The organism is Flavobacterium sp., assembly GCF_041392005.1.
In the GTDB taxonomy this organism is placed as follows: Bacteria; Bacteroidota; Bacteroidia; order Flavobacteriales; family Flavobacteriaceae; genus Flavobacterium.
The window spans coordinates 97,788-113,867 of record NZ_JAWKMX010000003.1; the positions used below are offsets into that span (position 1 = coordinate 97,788).

Genomic DNA, 16,080 nt, shown 5'->3' on the forward strand with positions numbered 1-16,080 from the left:
ATTGTTTTGATAGTATTGAAGAATGTCAGGTTTACTCACTTTTTAATTGGCTGGGTAATGGTTTTTTAGGTAATTGTCTTTTCCGTGGAGGCAATAATTTGTTGCCGGTATTGTTATCTACAGAATCGGTTTTTAATAAATTTTCTTCAAACGATTTGGCATTGGCTAATCGTGTAGTGTCGAGTGCACGAATCATATTTTCTTCGCCTATTTCCATAGGAATTCGTTCTTTTATAACAACTTCTTCCATTTGACGATATACACTATTAATTTCTTCGTTTACCGTTTTAATAAGTTGGTTAACTTTTTTTTGCGGAATATCTTGCACGTGCATATAAGTATTAAGCGAGTTAAGTTGTGTGCTCAGTGTAATCATTCTGCTTCGTACTTGAGGATTATTAAACCGTTCGGGAATACTTAAATACAAACTATCGGAACGGTTTGAAACATTTTCAATTTTCATTTGAAAAGCAAGCAAAGACGTTTTTGGTTTTTGCTCTAATTCATTTTGAAATTGATGCCATTCTTTCCAACTACTTAAAACATTTTCAATTTCAGGATTTGTTTTTGGAAAAACAAACGACCAGTTTTTAGAAATGGTAGTAAAAACAGAATCTTGAATTTGTTTTGTTTTTTCGTGAGTTAAATTATTTTCTTTCGAATCGTTACAAGAAAGAAAAAGAAATAAACTACTAAGTAAACTTATTAAATATCGCATTTTTTTGAAATCTAAAGCAAAAATACAAATGTTTCTGTTAAGAAAATACTATAAAATAGTTTAGTTGTGAATAGCTTATAAAAAACGTTTGCGTAAGTAAAAATCAATTATATTTGCGGTATAAATTCAACACAATAATGAACCCCAAAATATTAATTATTGGTGCTTGTGGTCAAATTGGCACCGAATTAACGTTAAAACTTCGCGAAACCTACGGCGTTGATAATGTAATTGCTTCTGATATTAGAAAATTGAACAATGATGTAGTAAACAACGGCATTTTTGAAGTAATTAACGCATTAGATTACAATCAAATTCAGCATTTAGTAGAACACTATAAAATTACCGATGTATATTTAATGGCGGCTTTACTTTCGGCAACTGCTGAAAAAAACCCAGCATTTGCATGGGATTTAAATATGAATTCGCTATTTCATGTTTTAAATTTAGCCAAAGCAGGAAAAATTAAAAAGATTTTTTGGCCCTCAAGTATTGCGGTTTTTGGCCCAACAACTCCAAAATACAATACGCCACAATATACTATTATGGAGCCCACTACCGTGTATGGAATTTCAAAACAATGTGGGGAAAGATGGTGTGAATATTACAACAAACAATATGGAGTAGACGTGCGCAGTATTCGCTATCCAGGTTTAATTAGTTGGAGTACAGAACCTGGCGGTGGAACAACCGATTATGCCGTTGATATTTACCATAAAGCAATTAATTATGAAAATTTTACTTGTTTTTTGTCTGAAAATACGGCTTTGCCTATGATGTATATGGATGATGCTATAAAAGCAACCATTGAAATTATGCAAGCGCCAACCGAAAATATAAAAATTCGTTCGTCGTATAATTTATCGGCAATGAGTTTTACACCTCAAGAAATTGCCAAAGAAATACAAACGCATTATCCTGATTTTACAATTGCTTACGAACCCGATTTTCGCCAAAAAATTGCCGACAGTTGGCCAGCGAGTATTGATGATACTTCTGCCAGAGAAGATTGGGGTTGGAAAAATGATTTTGATTTAAAAAATACAACAACCGAAATGATTACAAACTTAAAAAAGCAACTTAATTAGGCTTTATTTCATTTGCAACTTTTTAATTAAAGCATCTTCAATAGGTGCTTTTATTTTTATAATTTCATTGGTAGTTTCATTAGGAATTGTCATAGATAACACATAATGTTTAATTTTCCACTTATTGTTAATTTTTTCAAGCGTTCCGCTTCCTCTGCAAATTTTCATTTGTGTGTTTAATAATTCGTCAAACCAAGCAGTTTTACCATCTTTTGAAAAGTAGATGTTTCGTTCTAGTGGTGTAAAATGCCAAGCTTTTCCTTTATCAAAATAGGGTTTTGCAAACGCCATAAAATCAGTTTTATTCCAGTTTTCAGTAGCATCGGTTCCAATGAAAATCGATTCTTCAGCCATTGCATCAAAATAGTCATCAAAGTTAGCATTTGCAGCTGCTTCGTGCCAATTGTCTAAAAGTTGGTTAATGCTATTTTTTTCTGAAGTGATATCTTTTGTTGAAGAGCAACTTGAAAGAACTATTGCGAGTAAGAAAATTAATTTTTTCATGGATTGGTTTTATTCAAATATAAAAAAAGCTGTCGAAAAAGTTTTGATTTTGTTATTCCGAATTTATTTCGGAATCTAAAATTGATTAAAACATTTTAGAAGCTGAAACGAGTTCAGCTTGACAAAGACTTTCTAGACAGCTTTACAATCTTTAATGAAATTACAATTCACTCATCATTTTAGAAATTTCATCTAATTTAGGTGTTAAGATAATTTCAATTCTTCTGTTTTTTGCCTTGCCTTCATTGGTGTCATTAGTGGCTAAAGGAGCAAATTCACTTCGACCAGCAGCAGTGAGATTTTTTTTGTCAATTTTTTTATTATCACTTAAAATGTTAACAATCGCAGTTGCGCGTTTGGTAGATAAATCCCAGTTGTTTTCAATACCGCCACCAATAGTTCCGGTTATTTTATCGTTATCGGTATGACCTTCAATTAATACTGATATATCTGGGTTTTCTGCTAAAACATTGCCTAAGGTTTTTACCGCTTTTTTACCTTCGGAGCCAACTGTCCAACTACCCGATTCGAAAAGTAATTTGTTTTCCATTGACACATATACTTTTCCGTTTCTGTTTTCAACGGTTAATCCTTTGCCTTCAAAAGCGTTTAAGGCTTTCGATAAAGTTTCTTTCAGTTTTTGCATAGTGGCTTCTTTATCGGCTATCATTTTTTCTAGTTCGGCTAATCGGGTAGAAGAAGCCTCTAAGTCGCTTTTTAATTTGTTTAAACGTTCTTGTTCAGCAGTTAATGTTTTTTGTTTTGCATCAAGTTCTGCTAATAATTCACGGTTTTGCTTCATGTTATTAGCTAAAGCATCGTTGCTGTTTTTTTCAAGCGCATCATACGACGATTTTAAGGTTTCAAAACGTTTTTGCGAAGCCGCAAAATCATTTGCTAATTTATCGCGTTCCGTTTTGGTTTTATCCAATTCCGATTGTAAATTATTTCGATCAATTTCAAGCTGATTTTTTGTTTGCGATAACGTTTCGTTTTCATCGGCTAAAGCATTGCGTTCTTTTTTTAAATCGGCATATTTGTTTTCTAAATCTTGATAGATTTTTTTAGAAACACAAGATGTAGTTAAGCTTAAAACTACTATAGCAAAGGCAATTTTACGTATCATATTATTCTATTTAATTAAGTTCTACTACTACAGGACAATGGTCCGAATGTTTGGCCTCGGGCAAAATATAAGCACGATTAATTCGCTGTTTCAAGTTTTCTTCTGCTAAGCAGTAATCAATTCGCCAGCCTTTGTTGTTGTTTCGGGCATTGGCTCGGTAACTCCACCAACTGTAATTGTGTGGTTCTTTGTTTAAAAAACGAAACGTGTCAATAAATCCACTTTTTATAAAACCATCGAGCCAAGCACGTTCTTCAGGTAAAAAGCCCGAAACTTTTGCATTTCGAATAGGATCGTGTATATCAATGGCCTCGTGACAAATATTATAATCGCCACAAATAACCAAATTAGGAACCTCTTTTTTTAGATTGTTAATATAGTTTTGAAAATCGTCCATATACATAAATTTGTGTTCTAAACGGTCAATATTAGTGCCAGACGGCAAATACAAACTCATTACGGAAACATTTTCAAAATCGGCACGTAAATTACGACCTTCTTTATCCATATAATCGATTCCTGTACCAAAAACTACATTTTTTGGTTCGGTTTTAGACAATATAGCAACGCCACTATAGCCTTTTTTTTTTGCAGAAAAATAATATTGATACGGATAACCCGCTGCTTCAATTTCTAACTTCGGAATTTGATCTTCAGTCGCTTTTATTTCTTGAAGGCAAATAACATCAGGATTGGCTTGCTGCAACCATTCTAAAAATCCTTTATTAATGGCGGCTCGTATTCCATTTACGTTGTATGAAATTATTTTCATTTTACATTTTGAATTTGCTCAAAAGTAATAAAAAGTAAAGGCAAAACAGAAAAATAGGCTTCTTTTTTAGAACCTTTTAACATATATAATTACAATCAAAAAATACAATAAACGATTAAAAATTCGTAGGAATTACTATATTTGTTTTTCGTGCAAATAGTATGCAAATGGGTTTAGTAACAGCCAAAGAAGTAGCAAAAGCTATAAATACAGACAAATACGGAATTTTTGGAACCTTTTCAGGTTGGTTATTGATGAAGGTTTTAAAGATTTCGACGCTTAATAAAATATACGATCGAAATAAGTATTTAAAAGATGTTGCTTTTTTAAATGCTATTTTAGATGAATTTCAAATTAAATTTGAAATACCCGAAGAAGATTTAAAACGCTTGCCCAAAGAAGGGCCATATATTACTATATCCAACCATCCACTTGGTGGTATAGACGGCATTTTATTGTTAAAATTAATGCTCGAAAGAGAGCCCGATTTTAAAATAATTGCTAATTTTTTATTGCATCGTATAGAGCCTATGAAGCCTTATATTATGCCTGTTAACCCTTTTGAAAGCCGAAAAGATGTGAAATCTAGCGTTTCAGGTTTAAAGGAAACATTACGCCATTTGGCCGATGGAAAACCACTAGGTATGTTTCCGGCAGGAGAAGTATCTACTTATAAAGACGGCAAATTAGTAGTTGATAAACCATGGGAAGAAAGTGCAATTAAAATTATTAAGAAAGCCGAAGTTCCTGTTGTGCCTATTTATTTTCACGCCAAAAACAGTAAATTATTTTATTTTTTATCAAAATTAAATGATACGTTGCGTACGGCAAAATTACCAAGCGAATTGCTTACTCAAAAAAAGCGCGTAATAAAAGTTCGTATTGGGAAACCTATTTTGGTTGCCGAACAAAATGAACACCAAACTATAGAAGAATATGGCGAGTTTTTACGTCGAAAAACGTATATGCTTTCTAATGTTTTTGAAGAAGAACAAAAAACAACAGTAAACGCTATAGCAAAACCGCCAAAACAAATTGCAAAACCAGCTAATCACGAGCAAATTCTGCAAGAGATTGAAGAAGTGCGAAAAGGTGATTATCGTTTGTTGCAAAGTAAAAATTATGAGGTTTTTTTAGTAACATCTGATAAAATCCCAAATATACTGCACGAAATAGGTCGTTTACGTGAAATTACCTTTAGAGAAGTAGGCGAAGGTACTAACGAATCTATCGATTTGGACAAGTACGACAATTATTACCACCATATGTTTTTATGGGATGAGGAAGCCCAGCAAATAGCAGGTGCATACAGAATGGGATTGGGCAATGAAATTTATAAAAATCACGGTATAGACGGTTTTTATTTGCACGAATTGTTCCGATTTGATTCTGAACTTTTTCAAATGATGAGCCAATCAATTGAAATGGGACGGGCGTTTATTTGCTCGTCGTATCAACAAAAACCAATGCCGTTATTTTTATTGTGGAAAGGAATAGTGCATACAACACTTCGCTATCCTGAGCACAAATACTTAATTGGCGGCGTTAGCATAAGCAATAAATTTTCCGATTTCTCAAAATCGTTAATGATTGAGTTTATGAAATCGCACTATTACGACCCATATATTGCACAATATGTACGCCCAAAACAAGAGTACAAAGTAAAGCTTAAAGATGCCGATAAAGATTTTGTGTTTAATGAAACGGAAGCTGATTTAAATAAATTTGACAAAATTATTGATGAAGTTGAACCAGGTAATTTGCGCTTGCCCGTATTGATAAAGAAATACATTAAGCAGAATGCTAGAGTAATAGCTTTTAATGTTGATCCGCTGTTTAATAATGCGGTTGATGGTTTAATGTATATTAAAATTGCCGATTTACCCGAAAGCACAGTAAAACCGGTAATGGAAGAATTTCAAGCTGAATTAGAACGAAAAGAAAAAGGATAATCTACTGATTATCCTTTACCTTTTGTTTAAAATTTTCCCATTCTTCTTCCGACAGAATTTTCTTTGATATTATTTTTTTATTTTTAATAAAGTTTAGCATATACTGTGCGCGTTCTTCCGATTCGGGGTGCGTTGAAACCCATTCGGTAATGGCATAATTATCGGTTTTTAACGATAAATCGTACATAAAATCAATAAACGGTTTGGGGTCTATTTCGGCAGCAAGCATATAGTTTACGCTTTTCATATCGGCTTCGCGTTCTAAAGATCGGTCGTAAGCAGACGAGCTCAATGTCTGTACGGCTTGTTTTATAACTTGTGCATTGCTTCCCGTCATTGACATTAATACCGAAAAACCAATTTCTTTCGAAAGTTTTTTCATTACATGATTTTTCTAATAATTGACTAAAAATATGACAAGCATCAAATTGATTTTTTTAGGGTCTAAAGTGTTAGCTAATAATTTTGCCCAGCTATCTTGCATAATTTCTTCCTCCTCAAAAGAAGCATATTCTAATAAAGTTGTTAAGTCTTTTATTGGGATTTTTTTGGAATTTTTATTCCTTATTTCTTAAATGATCTTTTGCTTTCAAAATTATATTTATTCTGTTTTTAAATCTCCAATAGTTGACTTTGTCAATGCAAAATTCCTGTTCCCTCCGATAATGGACCAGCAATTAATTTTTTCAACAAAATTGAGTGCTTTTTCTGATGCAATAGCGATTCCATGAGTTATTTCGGATTTATTTTCTGTATTCATTTATATGTCTTATTCCTGATTTATTTACCTTCAACTATAACTTACGACAACTACTCACTATCCTTTACCTTTTGTTTAAAATTTTCCCATTCTTCTTCCGATAGAATTTTCTTTGACTTTATTTTTTTATTCTTAATAAAGTTTAGCATATACTGTGCGCGTTCTTCCGATTCGGGGTGCGATGAAACCCATTCAGTAATGGCATAATTATCGGTTTTTAACGATAAATCGTACATAAAATCAATAAACGGTTTGGGGTCAATTTCGGCAACAAGCATATAGTTTACGCTTTTCATATCGGCTTCGCGTTCTAAAGATCGGTCGTAAGCAGACGAACTCAATGTCTGTACGGCTTGTTTTATAACTTGTGCATTGCTTCCCGTCATCGACATTAAAACCGAAAAACCAATTTCTTTCGATAATTTTTTCATTACGTGGTTTTCTTCTAAATGCGCAATTTCGTGTCCTAAAACACCAAGTAACGCTTCTTCGCTTTTGCAATCGGTAATTAAACCAGAATAAACTACTAAATAATTATCGGGTAAAGCAAAGGCATTTATTTCATCTTTTTGAATAACATATACTTTTAAGCTGTCTTTTTCGATATTGTTTTTTTTGCAAAGCGGAATTAATAATGAATCTAAAGTGTTTACAATATCTTTATCGTAAATAATGGTTTCAGTTCGTTCAATTTCGTTCCAAATAATTTCGCCTAAGCCTTTTTCGGTTGCATTTACGGCATGATCAATTTTAAAAATACCTCTAAAATTTATTTGCGAAAGAGCAAACCACATACCAAAAAAAGTGGCTACAACTACTATTCCTTTACTAAGTGCGTTACTGCTGTGACTCATTGGTTTTACAAATTAAATTAGTAACATCGGCAAAAAAATACATTTCGGCATGAATTCCTTTTCGTACTCGTGTAGCCAAAATTAAAGTAGTAATAAACTCGACTAAATTAAAAAAGATGAGTGTAAAAATATAAGCAATATAATAATTAGATGCTTTTTCATTGTTAAAAACAATACTGACTGTCCACCAAAAGCCAAAACTATTAAAGAAAAATAAAAACAGTTGCGAAAGTAAAGCTTGAGTGCAATGCCATTTTACAAAGGCAGTACTTTTTCGGTTGCCTAAATAAAAAAATGCTGTAGCAAAAAGATTTATAATAGGAATGGGCAAACCCGCTACAACGGCTACTAACGACATTAAATAACTATTAGAAGCACGTTCCATTTCGGAATCGTAAGGTTTGTAATAAAATGATGTATTGGTAATCATAAGCCTTTTTTTATATTCCAAAACCAGTTTAGTAGTACTAAGATAATAAGAATAATAGCAATTGGTTTTTTTTGAATAATTTTTTCGATTTTTTGATACAATTGATAAAACGAGTCTTTTTTTAGTAGCATATCAATTAATATCCAAAAAGGAATTAATAGTAATCCTAAAGCAATGAACAATCCAAACGGATTAATTAAAATAGCATTAACAATATTTCCTTTGCTTAGTTCTAAAACAGCTCTTGTGCTACCACAAGACGGACAAGGAATGCTGGTTGTGTTTTTTATAAAACAAACCGAAGTTGTATTGTTTTTTTCGTAATGAATAGCAAAATACAACCAACAAAAACCTAAAAAACAAGCCGATAACAAAAAGAAATACAACTTGTTTTTTTTCATGTATTACATAAATAAGCGGTTAAAGGTTTCCATGTTTTTTTCTTTTGTTGCTCCTTGAATTAAGAACCAGTCAACAATCATCCAAACATATAAACCACCACATGTTAGTAATTTACCGACACCCATACCGGTATCGCCTATATAAAAACGATCGATACCTAATGCACCTGCAAAAATTGAAATTAAAAGTGCTGTAGTTGGGTCTTTAAACTGTGCCATTTGTACCATTGGCCACTTACTTTCATCTAGTTTTAAAAGTCGTTCTCTAATAGCATTTAAATGATGTCCTTCAAAAAATTTTGCATTGGTCATCATAAACATATCTACTTTTTGTGAATCCATTTGTGTTAATTTATGTTAAATTTAATAATGCGAATATACTATTTTATTTTAGAGCTTCATCTATTGGTTCCCACAATTCTATTTTATTGCCTTCAGGGTCTAAAATCCAAGCAAATTTTCCGTATTCGTAAGTCTCCATTTCGCCTACAATTGTTACACCTTCTTCTAAAAAAAAATCTAAAAGGCATTCTAAATTTTCCACACGAAGATTTTGCATAAATTCTTTTATGAAGGATAAAAATAATTTGTATTATCTTTAAAAGGGCTCCATTGTATAGAGCAATCCTTACCGGTTTGGTCTTTCCACCAAAAAGTAGCACCGCAGGCATCAGTATTAAAATCAAGGTGTTTTTTATCAATCTTTTAAAACATCTGGATTTTTACTTTTAAAGAAAAAACCACCAATTCCGGTTACGCGTTTTGGATTATTTGTACTCATAATTTATATAATTTCTTTATTTTGTTGACAATAGTTTGTGCTAGTTTTTCATGACTTTCAAATGTCCAGCCGCCAATATGAGGTGTTAGTAAAACATTGTTGGCATTTCTTATATAATCGAAATCTGGATTATTTGTATTCTCGTCGAATAGATTTTCAAACGAAAGTTTTTCATATTCTAAGACATCTAAACCAGCACCTTTTATTTTGCCAGTTTGTAAAGCATTCACTAAATCGGCTGTAACGACACATTTTCCGCGTGCCAAATTAAGAAGCCAAAAATCTTTTTTAAATAGATTAATAAAATTTGTGTTTACCATTTTGTCAGTAACTTCTGTCCACGGCACATGCAAGCTCAACACATCGGCTTTTTGTTGTAATTCTGTTAGTGAAACCTGTTTTGCATTTTCATCGCCAACATTAGGTAAAATATCATAACATAAAACGTTAACATCAAAACCACGAAGTTTTTTAGCAAAGGCTTTTCCCATATTACCATAACCAATAATACCAATAGTTTTTCCATCAAGTTCATAACCTCTATTAGATTCACGTTGCCAAAGCCCTTTTTTTACTTCTTTGTCGGCTTTGTTGAGGTTGTTAAAAAGTGAAAGCAACATTCCTAAAGCGTGTTCGCCAACAGCATTGCGATTGCCTTCAGGTGCTGCTATTAAGTAAATGTTTTTACTTTCGGCATACTCACAATCAATGCTTTCTAAACCTGCGCCAACACGAGCAATAAATTCTAAGTTTTTGGCTTTATCTATAAATGTTTTATCAATTTTAAAGCGACTTCTAATGATAATACCTTGATAATTTTCAATTTTTGCTTCGATTTCTTCTTTTGATGAAGTATAATCGGCATCGTTTTGAAAACCTAATTTTTTTAACGAATCCCATAAAACGGGATGGTTGCTATCGATATGGAGAATTTTTTTTGTATTCATTTTATCCAAATAATTCGCTTACAACATCTTCAATTTTTGAAACCAAAACCACTTTAATTTTGGTGTTTTTTAATGAAATTTTATTGTATTTAGAAAGTAATATAGTGGTAAAACCCAATTTTTCTGCTTCTTGAATACGTTGGTCGATTCTATTTACGGGGCGAATTTCCCCAGATAATCCTACTTCTCCTGCAAAACAAAATCCTTCTTCAATGGCTATATCTTCGTTTGATGATAAAATTGAAGCAACAACTGCTAAATCAATTGCGGTATCATCTACCGAAATGCCACCAGTTACATTCAAAAAAACATCTTTAGTGCCTAAACGAAAACCAGCACGTTTTTCTAAAACTGCCAAAATCATATTGAGGCGCTTGGCATTGTAGCCAGTAGTGCTACGTTGTGGTGTGCCATAAACCGCTGTGCTTACGAGTGCTTGAATTTCAATCATTAACGGGCGCATGCCTTCTAAAGTGCATGCAATAGCAGTACCCGATAATTCTTCATTTTTATGCGAAATTAAAATTTCTGATGGGTTTTCAACTTCACGTAAACCACTTCCTAGCATTTCATAAATTCCGAGTTCGGCAGTTGAACCAAATCGATTTTTTAACGAACGTAAAATGCGATAAACATGGTTGCGATCGCCTTCAAATTGCAGCACCGTATCGACCATGTGTTCCAAGATTTTTGGACCAGCGATGGTGCCATCTTTGGTAATATGTCCAATGAGAATTACAGGTGTGTTGGTTTCTTTAGCAAATTTTATCAATTCGGCAGTACATTCACGTATTTGAGAAATGCTACCTGCAGACGATTCAATGTAGTCGGTATGCAAGGTTTGTATCGAATCTATGATTACAATTTCGGGTTGCATTTCTGCAATTTGCCTAAAAATATTTTGCGTTTTGGTTTCTGTTAATATGTAACAGTTTTCACTATTGGGCAAAATGCGTTCGGCTCGCATTTTTATTTGTTTTTGACTTTCTTCTCCAGAAACATAAAGCGTTTTAAAAGGAAGTTTTAAGGAAATTTGAAGTAATAACGTACTTTTTCCTATACCTGGTTCGCCTCCTAAAAGCGTTAATGAACCTGGCACTAATCCGCCGCCTAAAACGCGGTTAAGTTCTCCGTCAGTAGTGTTTAAACGGATTTCTTGTGTAGTGTCAATTTCTTTAATTAATAGCGGTTTGGCAACTTTAGTATTTTTTACATCAGTTTCTTTCCAAGCCGTTTTTTCTTCTTTCTGAATAATCTCTTCAGCTATAGTGTTCCACTCTTTGCAGGCATAACATTGGCCTTGCCATTTAGAATAAGAAGTACCACATTTTTGACAGAAAAAAGCAGTTTTTAGTTTACTCATGTGTTATTCTTCGCCTTTGTCTTCTGTTTTTTCTTCTTCTGTTTTTTCGGGTTCTTCTGCCGCTTCGTCTTGCAAGTTTTTAATAGCTTCAGATCGGTCAATCATATATTCTAAAGTAAGTTCGCGTATGGGTTCTCTAGTAAAAGCGTGTTTATAGGTTTTCATTGCCTTTTTGTACTGTTTTGTTTTTTCGAGATATAAAGCTTCGTGAAAAACAGACAAAGTTGTTTTTGGATAATTTTTTTCGGCATATTTTGAAAGTTCTAACAACTCGTCGTATTTTTTATTTTTTAAAATTGCGGCTTCAATGGCTTTAAAATCGGTTAAGCGAGGTTTTACTTTTAAGCCTAATTTTTCTTCTAAATGTGTGTATCGGTCAATTAAATATTGTGTAAAACCACTGTTTAGAGGTGCTATTTTTTCTTGGTATTCAACCATTGAAATTGGTTGGTAACCATCAAATATAAAATATAAAGCTTGCGGTATAGCTTGTGGCACTAACGAATAATGTGTTGCTTTTTTAAAATCGTCATACTGATAGCGCAAATTTTTATTTGAAATATTTTTTATATTTTGATCAAGTGTATTTGCTCTGTTTCGCAATTCTTCGATGTCGCCTTCGCCAGATGCTTGATAATACATTATGGTTTTAGAAATAACAGCTAATCTATTCGGAATTCTAGTTTCCATTTCGGGTGCTAGTTCGGGTGCTAGTGAAATGTATCCGTTAAAAACAGGATCGTCTTTATAGAGATAAAAATTTAAAAAACCAGCTGTAGTATCGTGGCCTGCAATTACGCGGAACGGTTGTGTTCTGTATTTTTTTTCGATGTAAGGAATAAGTTCCATTCCAATAAATTCGAAAAAGGCAGAGCCTTCTCCTAGAGGAATTCCTTTTTCTTCGTCGTATTCGCTATCTATAAACCGTTGTTCGCCATTTTGGTTAATTGCTACTACTATCATTTCGGGCAAATCGTCCCAAAAATTACCATATTCTAAAACACCCGTAAACGAAGAAGAAAGATAGCCTCCATCTAAAATAATTAAAATGGGATAGTTCTTTTTGGTGTCTTGTTCGTAGTATTGTGGCAGTGTAATTTTAACTTCTCTAGGTGCGCTTAGCTTTTCAGAATTAATAGTTTCTACAAACGACTGTGCATGCGTTATACCAAATATAAAACTCATTAAGAATACTAAAATTTTTTTCATCTTTTTCTTTGTATTTATTTAGCAATATACTAATTAATTTAATTCTTTGTACGAAAAGTAGGGAGAATTAAAAATGAAATACCGCCAAAGAGTATTGTAAAAACAAGCTGAGATGTCCATACAATCCAGCCAAATGCGTTTCCTGCTTCTTCGGGAATAGCATAAAGTACTAAAATTTTAGCAATAAGAATAGGAAAAAAGCCAAAACCACCATTTGTAAACGCAATAGTTAAACTGCCAATTACAAATGCAACAATTACAGCGCCAAAAGAAATAATTCGGGTTTCATCTAGTGCGTAAATTACAGCGTAAAACATTAAAACATAGGTAATCCAAATTAAAATAGTTTGTAAGAAAAAAGGCCACTTATTTGGCATTTTAAAAACGCTAAAAATACCTTGGGTAAAGCCAGCAATTTTTTCTTTAATTTTTAAAACTAAAGAAAATTTAGAATAAAGAAACAAGTATAATGTTATTAATCCTAATAAAAAACCTATAAAACCTATAATTAATAAATTTTTAATAGGAATATATTCTAATAAAAAGTTTTTTAAAGTAGAAAATTCTAAAACAACGGCTATAAAAATGAAAAAAAGTAAAACAATAAAATCGATAATTCTTTCGGCTATTATAGTGCCAAAACCTTTGTCGAAAGGAACGTTTTTGTACTTTGAAAGTAATGCAGCTCTAGAAACTTCGCCCGAACGCGGAATGGTTAAATTTAAAAAATAACAAATACTAATAACAACTAAATTAAATTTAAAATCAGATGGATAACCTACGTACTCTAGTGTGTAGCGCCATCTGTAAGCTCGCAAAAGATAACCAATAAAAGCTAAAATACCCGAAAGTGTAACGTAAAAATAATTTGCGTGAACAAAATAACTTTTCATTTTTGTTATTTGCTCGTTTGTAAAAGAATTGTAGGTGTAAATAATTAAAAAAACGCCCAGTAGTATTGGGAGTACAATGCTTAAACTATTTTTAAGTTTTTTACTCAATTTTAGGTTAATGAGTTGTCTTTTTCGTTAGGGAAAACTAATGTTGGTTTAAAACTTTTAGCTTCTTCAAAGTCTAAAGTGGCATAAGAAATTATTATAATAATATCGCCACGATGTACTTTTCTAGCAGCAGGACCATTAAGTGTAATTTCGCCGGTGTTTCGAGGACCTTTAATAGCATAGGTTTCTAATCGTTCGCCATTGTTTATATTTACAATTTGAACTTTTTCGCCTTCTATAATGTTAGAAGCCTCCATTAAAGCCTCGTCAATGGTTATGCTTCCTATATAATTCAAATCGGCACCTGTAACGGTAACACGATGAATTTTCGATTTTACTACTTGAATTTGCATTTGGCAAAGGTAATTATTTATGTTTAAAATAGAGCAAAATGTTTAAAAACGGTTTTTTTAAAACGAAATAGTGTCAATTAATCGTACACCTTCAATATAAACCGCTATAAAACCTCTATATTTTTGGTTTTTAGTTTTTCGTTTACAAGGTAAAAGATTTTTTTCATTGGCAATTTCAAAATATTCTAATTTAAAATCGTGATGTTTTTCAAATTCTTTTTCAACCATTTTTATGGTAGCATTAGCAGAATGCTTTTTAAAATAAGTTTTAGCTTTTTGTAAAGTTTTGTATATAACACTTGCTTTTTCTTGTGCTTCTTTAGAAAGTCTAGCGTTTCTAGAACTCATAGCTAAACCGTTTGGCTCTCTATAAATAGGGCAACCTATTATTTCAACAGGAATTTTATATTTACTAGTTAATTTTTTTACAATTTGCAGTTGTTGGTAGTCTTTTTCGCCAAAATAAGCTTTATTGGGTTTAACAATTTCAAACAATTGTTTTACAATGGTTCCAACACCATTAAAATGACCTTTTCTGTGTTTGCCTTCCATTTGGTTTTCTAGACCATCAAAGCTAAAGTTTTCCGAAATAATATTTTTACCGTAGATGTCTTCAGTAGTAGGTGCATATATAATAATGGAAGAACTTACGGTTTTAATTTTAGCTACATCAGCTTCTAATGTTCTAGGATATTTTTCTAAATCTTTTTTATTGTCAAACTGCGTTGGGTTTACAAAAATACTTACAACTGTTTGCGTATTTTCTTGTACCGATTTTCTTAGTAAAGATAAATGCCCGTCGTGTAAAGCGCCCATTGTGGGTACAAACCCAACACTGCTGTTATTTGGTGAAATTGATTTTAGTAAAGAAATTAAATCTTCTTTTTTGTTTACAATACGCATTACATATTATTTATAATAATAAGCAAACTTACGATTTTGTTAAAAAAATCCATAAATTTTTTGTAATTTTGCGTGTTTTTTAGTTGTAAAATTACGTAACATAATTATTATGGAAGATAAGAGGATATTGTATGTATCATCTGAAGTAGTGCCGTATTTGGCAGAAAATGAAGTTTCAATTCAATCATACGAATACCCAAAAATGATTAACGATCTTGGTGGACAAATTAGAATTTTTATGCCAAGATATGGAAATATCAACGAACGCAGACATCAGTTGCACGAAGTTATTCGTTTATCGGGAATGAACTTGGTGGTAAACGATATGGATATGCCATTAATTATAAAAGTAGCCTCTATTCCTAAAGAAAGGATACAAGTTTACTTTATTGATAATGATGAGTATTTTAAACGAAAAGCTACGTTTTCTGATGAAGAAGGAAATTTGTTTCCAGATAATGATGAACGCGCCATCTTTTTTGCAAAAGGAGTAGTAGAAACCGTAAAAAAATTAAATTGGGTACCCGATGTTATTCATATACACGGATGGTTAGCAGCATTACTTCCGGTTTATTTAAAACACTATTACAAAAACGAAGGTATTTTTGCCGATACCAAAATTGTTACATCGGTTTACAATTTGGGTTTCGAAGGAAGTTTAGACGCATCAATGAAAGAAAAATTAGCGTTCGATAACGTGTCGCAAGAAGCTGTAGAGGCTATTACCGAAGCATCATACGAAAACTTAATGAAACTAACCATTGACCATTCTGATGCGGTTGTAATAGGTTCAGAAAATTTAAATCCAACTTTAACAAAATATATAGAAACATCCCAAAAACCTTTTTTACCTTTCACGCCGAAAGATTCTGTTGCAGAAGTATATACTAATTTTATAAAAAAAGAAGTTTTGTAAAA

18 protein-coding genes and 1 pseudogene are annotated in these 16,080 nt (G+C 32.3%); 3 read left to right on the forward strand and 16 right to left on the reverse strand.

The window, feature by feature from the left end; all coding sequences use genetic code 11:
• Positions 1-31: 31 nt before the first annotated feature.
• On the reverse strand, positions 32-718 hold the full coding sequence (locus R2808_RS03060) for a hypothetical protein (RefSeq protein WP_371269482.1): 687 nt from the start codon (positions 716-718) through the stop codon (positions 32-34).
• 137 nt (positions 719-855) lie between these two features.
• Here R2808_RS03060 and R2808_RS03065 point away from each other — a divergent pair, with 137 nt between their 5' ends.
• On the forward strand, positions 856-1,806 hold the full coding sequence (locus R2808_RS03065) for an NAD-dependent epimerase/dehydratase family protein (RefSeq protein ID WP_371269483.1): 951 nt from the start codon (positions 856-858) through the stop codon (positions 1,804-1,806).
• A gap of 3 nt (positions 1,807-1,809) precedes the next feature.
• Here the strand turns inward: R2808_RS03065 and R2808_RS03070 are convergent, their stop codons facing one another.
• The 3 genes from R2808_RS03070 to R2808_RS03080 form a co-directional block, all read right to left on the reverse strand.
• Entirely contained in the window at positions 1,810-2,310 is a 501-nt protein-coding gene (locus R2808_RS03070; protein WP_371269484.1) for a nuclear transport factor 2 family protein, read from the reverse strand.
• A gap of 160 nt (positions 2,311-2,470) precedes the next feature.
• Positions 2,471-3,436 carry an OmpA family protein gene (locus R2808_RS03075; protein ID WP_371269485.1) on the reverse strand — a complete coding sequence of 322 codons (966 nt, stop codon included), beginning with the start codon at positions 3,434-3,436 and terminating at the stop codon, positions 2,471-2,473.
• 10 nt (positions 3,437-3,446) lie between these two features.
• Complete coding sequence (locus R2808_RS03080; RefSeq protein ID WP_371269486.1) at positions 3,447-4,208, reverse strand: exodeoxyribonuclease III; 762 nt, start codon at positions 4,206-4,208, stop codon at positions 3,447-3,449.
• A gap of 167 nt (positions 4,209-4,375) precedes the next feature.
• Here R2808_RS03080 and R2808_RS03085 point away from each other — a divergent pair, with 167 nt between their 5' ends.
• On the forward strand, positions 4,376-6,160 hold the full coding sequence (locus R2808_RS03085) for a GNAT family N-acyltransferase (RefSeq protein WP_371269487.1): 1,785 nt from the start codon (positions 4,376-4,378) through the stop codon (positions 6,158-6,160).
• Position 6,161: 1 nt separating this feature from the next.
• Here R2808_RS03085 and R2808_RS03090 read toward each other — a convergent pair whose 3' ends face one another.
• The 12 genes and pseudogenes from R2808_RS03090 to panC form a co-directional block, all read right to left on the reverse strand.
• The gene (locus tag R2808_RS03090) at positions 6,162-6,542 is read right to left on the reverse strand and encodes a M48 family metalloprotease (protein ID WP_371269488.1); all 381 of its coding nucleotides are present in this window, start codon (positions 6,540-6,542) and stop codon (positions 6,162-6,164) included.
• A gap of 428 nt (positions 6,543-6,970) precedes the next feature.
• Positions 6,971-7,774 (reverse strand): M48 family metallopeptidase, encoded by an 804-nt coding sequence (locus tag R2808_RS03095; RefSeq protein ID WP_371269489.1) that lies wholly within the window; start codon positions 7,772-7,774, stop codon positions 6,971-6,973.
• Complete coding sequence (locus R2808_RS03100; protein ID WP_371269491.1) at positions 7,758-8,204, reverse strand: hypothetical protein; 447 nt, start codon at positions 8,202-8,204, stop codon at positions 7,758-7,760. Before R2808_RS03100 ends, R2808_RS03095 begins: the two co-directional genes overlap by 17 nt.
• Positions 8,201-8,605: a DUF2752 domain-containing protein gene (locus R2808_RS03105; protein ID WP_371269492.1), complete on the reverse strand. Its 405-nt coding sequence runs from the start codon at positions 8,603-8,605 to the stop codon at positions 8,201-8,203. The genes R2808_RS03100 and R2808_RS03105 overlap by 4 nt, the downstream gene beginning before the upstream one ends.
• A 3-nt stretch (positions 8,606-8,608) precedes the next feature.
• Positions 8,609-8,947 (reverse strand): TM2 domain-containing protein, encoded by a 339-nt coding sequence (locus tag R2808_RS03110; protein WP_371269493.1) that lies wholly within the window; start codon positions 8,945-8,947, stop codon positions 8,609-8,611.
• A 43-nt stretch (positions 8,948-8,990) separates the two neighbouring features.
• Positions 8,991-9,386 (reverse strand): annotated as a pseudogene (locus R2808_RS03115) (VOC family protein).
• Positions 9,383-10,333 (reverse strand): 2-hydroxyacid dehydrogenase, encoded by a 951-nt coding sequence (locus R2808_RS03120; protein WP_371269494.1) that lies wholly within the window; start codon positions 10,331-10,333, stop codon positions 9,383-9,385. The pseudogene R2808_RS03115 and the gene R2808_RS03120 overlap by 4 nt, the downstream one beginning before the upstream one ends.
• A 1-nt stretch (position 10,334) precedes the next feature.
• Positions 10,335-11,696 (reverse strand): DNA repair protein RadA, encoded by a 1,362-nt coding sequence (gene radA, locus R2808_RS03125; RefSeq protein WP_371269495.1) that lies wholly within the window; start codon positions 11,694-11,696, stop codon positions 10,335-10,337.
• A 3-nt stretch (positions 11,697-11,699) separates the two neighbouring features.
• The gene (locus tag R2808_RS03130; RefSeq protein ID WP_371269496.1) at positions 11,700-12,905 is read right to left on the reverse strand and encodes an alpha/beta hydrolase; all 1,206 of its coding nucleotides are present in this window, start codon (positions 12,903-12,905) and stop codon (positions 11,700-11,702) included.
• Positions 12,906-12,943: 38 nt separating this feature from the next.
• Entirely contained in the window at positions 12,944-13,906 is a 963-nt protein-coding gene (locus R2808_RS03135; RefSeq protein ID WP_371269497.1) for a YbhN family protein, read from the reverse strand.
• A gap of 2 nt (positions 13,907-13,908) precedes the next feature.
• Positions 13,909-14,259, reverse strand: coding sequence for an aspartate 1-decarboxylase (gene panD / locus R2808_RS03140; RefSeq protein WP_371269498.1), 351 nt, complete (start codon positions 14,257-14,259; stop codon positions 13,909-13,911).
• A gap of 57 nt (positions 14,260-14,316) precedes the next feature.
• Entirely contained in the window at positions 14,317-15,162 is an 846-nt protein-coding gene (gene panC / locus R2808_RS03145) for a pantoate--beta-alanine ligase (RefSeq protein ID WP_371269499.1), read from the reverse strand.
• Positions 15,163-15,271: 109 nt separating this feature from the next.
• Here panC and R2808_RS03150 point away from each other — a divergent pair, with 109 nt between their 5' ends.
• Positions 15,272-16,078 carry a glycogen/starch synthase gene (locus R2808_RS03150; RefSeq protein ID WP_371269500.1) on the forward strand — a complete coding sequence of 269 codons (807 nt, stop codon included), beginning with the start codon at positions 15,272-15,274 and terminating at the stop codon, positions 16,076-16,078.
• Positions 16,079-16,080 lie beyond the last annotated feature (2 nt).